The organism is Streptomyces sp. FH025, assembly GCF_017427025.1.
GTDB lineage: Bacteria > Actinomycetota > Actinomycetes > Streptomycetales > Streptomycetaceae > Kitasatospora.
Genome location: NZ_JAFLNG010000778.1, coordinates 1 through 3,324 on the forward strand (window position 1 = coordinate 1; position 3,324 = coordinate 3,324).

Annotated in this window: 3 protein-coding genes; all 3 read right to left on the reverse strand. The window is 75.3% G+C overall.

Annotated features, from left to right (window positions below; all coding sequences use genetic code 11):
• Window positions 1–90: 90 nt before the first annotated feature.
• Window positions 91–1,890: an AMP-binding protein gene (locus J0670_RS33710; RefSeq protein ID WP_207816094.1), complete on the reverse strand. Its 1,800-nt coding sequence runs from the start codon at window positions 1,888–1,890 to the stop codon at window positions 91–93.
• A 32-nt stretch (window positions 1,891–1,922) separates the two neighbouring features.
• Entirely contained in the window at window positions 1,923–3,092 is a 1,170-nt protein-coding gene (locus J0670_RS33715) for an acyl-CoA dehydrogenase family protein (protein ID WP_207816098.1), read from the reverse strand.
• Window positions 3,089–3,324: phosphopantetheine-binding protein (locus J0670_RS33720; protein WP_207816099.1), on the reverse strand; the 236-nt coding region annotated here is incomplete at its 5' end. The genes J0670_RS33720 and J0670_RS33715, both read right to left, overlap by 4 nt.

Consider the following 3,324-nt stretch of genomic DNA (forward strand, 5'->3'; position numbering starts at 1 on the left):
TCGGAGCGGCGGCGGTGGGAGTCATGGGTGGTTCCCTTCCGGGCGCCCCGGCGGCGAGGCCGGGGCGCCCCTGGCGGAGGTGTCGGGCGGTCAGGCGGAAGCGGTGCCGGGCATCCGCTCCTCGACGAGCCGTGCGATCGCCCGCAGGTCGGGCTGGCGCAGCAGCAGGGGGGCGCGCAGCCGCACCCCGTACTCGCCTTCCAGGGCCTCCAGCAGTCGGGCGGCGGCGAGCGAATTGCCGCCCGCGGCCAGGAAGTTGTCGTTCGGTCCGAGGTCGGCGCGGCCGACCAGCTCGCGGCAGAGCTTCAGGACGGTGCGCTCGACCGGGGTGTCGCCGTCCTCGCCCGTGGGCGCCGGCGCCTCCGTGGCGAGCAGCGCGGCGCGGTCCACCTTGCCGTTGGCGTCCAGCGGGTAGCTGCCGACCAGCCGGACGGCGGAGGGGACGGCCTGTTCGGGCAGCCAGGGCCGGACGGCGTCCAGCAGGCTCGCCGGTTCGACGCCGCCCTCGGCACCGTCCTCGGCACCGGCCTCGGCCTGGACGAAGGCGAGCAGCCGCACGCCGCCCGCGGCCGCCGTCTCGGCGACGACCACGGCACGGTGCACCCGGGGGTCGCGCTCGAAGGCGGCCTCGACCTCGGCGGGTTCGATCCGTACGCCGCTGACCTTGACCTGGTCGTCGAGGCGGCCCTGGAACTCCAGGACGCCGTCGGCGCGCATCACCACCCGGTCGCCGCTGCGGTAGACCCGGTCGATGCCGTCCACGCCGGGCGGCACCTCGACAAAACGGCGGGCGGTCAGCTCGGGGTCGAGGTACCCGGCGGCCAGGCCCTGGCCGCCGATCCGCAGCTCACCGGCCTCGCCCCTGGGCACCGGGTGGCCCTGCTCGTCGGTGACGAGGACGACCGCGCCGGGGATCGGCAGGCCGATGGGCGGGGCGCCCTCGCCGTGGCCGCCGCCGGGCGCCATGGTGTGCACGGTGGTGGTGACGGTGGCCTCGGCCGGGCCGTAGGCGTTGTGGACGGTCGCGGTGACGTCGGCCCCGGGGGCGCGGCGCAGCCGGTCGCCGCCGACGGTCAGGTGGCGCAGCGCCAGCCCGGTGGCCCAGGGCCGGGCGAGGACGGGCTCGGCCAGCGGGGTGGGCAGGATGGCGGCGGTGATGCCGGCCTCGCGCCACCAGTCGGTGAGCGCGGCGGAGTCCCAGCGGACCGCCTCGGGGGCGACGACCAGCGCGCCGCCGGAGGTGAGGCCGGCCCACAGCTCCAGGACGTGCGGGTCGAAGGCGACGCCGATCAGCAGGCTGTGCCGCTCGCCGGGGCCGAGGCCGGTCAGCTCGCGATACCACTGGAGCAGCGCGCCGAGCCCGGGTTCGGTGACGGCGACGGCCTTGGGGGTGCCGGTGGAGCCGGAGGTGAGCACCGCGTAGTGGGTGCCGGGCGGGACGGTCACCTGCCCGCCGGTGGTCAGGGCCGCCTGGACCGCGCCGCCGGGCAGGTCCAGTGCGAGCCGGTCTCCGCCGGGTGGCAGCACGGCGTCCTCGCCAACCAGACAGACCGGGCGCAGCTGTTCGGCGACGGCTTGCAGTCTCCGCTCGCCGGGGCGCGGGCCGAGCGGCAGGTGGACGGCGCCGAGCTTGGCGGCGGCCAGGGTGACGGCGACCAGGCCGACCGAGTGGCCGAGGCAGACGCCGACCAGGTCGCCCTTGCCGACCCGGCCGCGCAGGGCGTCGGCGACGGTGTCGGCGAGGTGGTCGAGTTCGGCGTAGGAGTAGGTGTGCTCGCCGTCGATCAGGGCGGGCGCGTGCGGGGTGCGGTGCGCCCAGCTGGTGAAGAGGTCGAGGACCGCGCCGTCCCGGTGCGGACGGCCGTACCCGATGCTGAGGGTTTCCATCATCGACTCCAGAGACTCGGAAAGGTGACTGATCATCAGTTCAGGCCCATGGAACGGGCGATGATCACCTTCTGGACCTCGGAGGTCCCCTCGATGATCGTGGTCATCCGGACGTAGCGGTACAGGAACTCCAGCGGGTGGCCGCGCACCCAGCCGGTGGCTCCGTGCACCTGGAGCGAGCGGTCGACGGCGCGCACGGCGGTCTCGGAGGCGGTGAGCTTGGCGAGCGCCGCGTTCTCGGGCGACTCGGTGCCCTCGTCCACCAGCCGGGCGCAGGCGAGGGTGAGCAGCTTGGAGGCCTCCACCTCGGCGCGGGTGGCCACCAGGTGCTCCTGGACGTGCTGGTACTCGCCGATCACCTTGCCGAAGGCGCGCCGCTCGCGGGCGTACTCGACGCCGACGCGCAGCGCGTACTCGGAGATGCCGTTGCACATCGCGGCGACCACCAGGCGGCCGCGGGAGAGGCTGTCCATGGCGAGGGCGGTGGCCGCGGCGATGCCCTCCTCGCCGCCGATGACGGCCTCCGGGCCGACGGTGACCTGGTCGAGCAGCAGCTCGAACAGCGGCTCGCCGGACATGCCCTCGTAGCGCTGGCCGATCCGCAGGCCGGGCTGGTCCATCGGCAGCACGAAGGCGGTGGCCCCGGCGGTGGGGCCGTCGCCGAGGTCGGTGGCGGCGACGACCAGCGCGATCCCGGCGTGCTCGGCGTTGCTGACGAAGGTCTTGCGCCCGTTCAGCACCCAGCCGTCGCCGGTGCGCACGGCGGTGGTGGTGAGCCGGAACGCGTCGGAGCCTGCGTGCGGCTCGGTGAGCGCCAGGCAGCGGGTCTGCTCGCCGCGCACCAGCGGGACGAGGTGGCGCTCGATCTGCTCGGGGGTGCCGTGCCGCAGCAGCGGGCTGGGCCCGTCGGAGCCGGCCAGCGCGTACGGGGCGAGCACGCAGCCGCTGCGCCCGGCGGCGTGGTGCAGCAGGACGACGGCGGTGAACGGCATGTCGGCGCCGCCGAGTTCCTCGGGGTAGTCGCCCGCGTAGAAGCCGAGGGCGGCGGAGCGCTTGCGGACGTAGGTCCGCAGGTCGGCCGGGACCTGGTCGGCGGTCTCGGGCAACTCGGCGGCGAGCGGGACGAGTTCGCGACGCACGAAGCTCTCGAAGGCGTCGACGAGTTCGCGGTGGCCGTCTTCGAGGACGGCGGAGGGGGCGGTCATGCGGCACCTCCGGTCAGGACGCGGGCCTGGTCGGCCAGCACGGCGTGGCGGAACAGGGTGCGCAGCGGTGGGCGGCTGCCGAGGTGCGGTTCCAGGTGGGCGGCGAGCTGGGCGGCGAGCAGCGAGTGGCCGCCGACCTCGAAGAAGTGCGAGTCCGCGGTGAAGCGGTCGTGGCCGAGCACCTCGCGCCAGGCCGCGGCGATCAGTTCCTGGCCGGGGTCGGCGAAGGCAC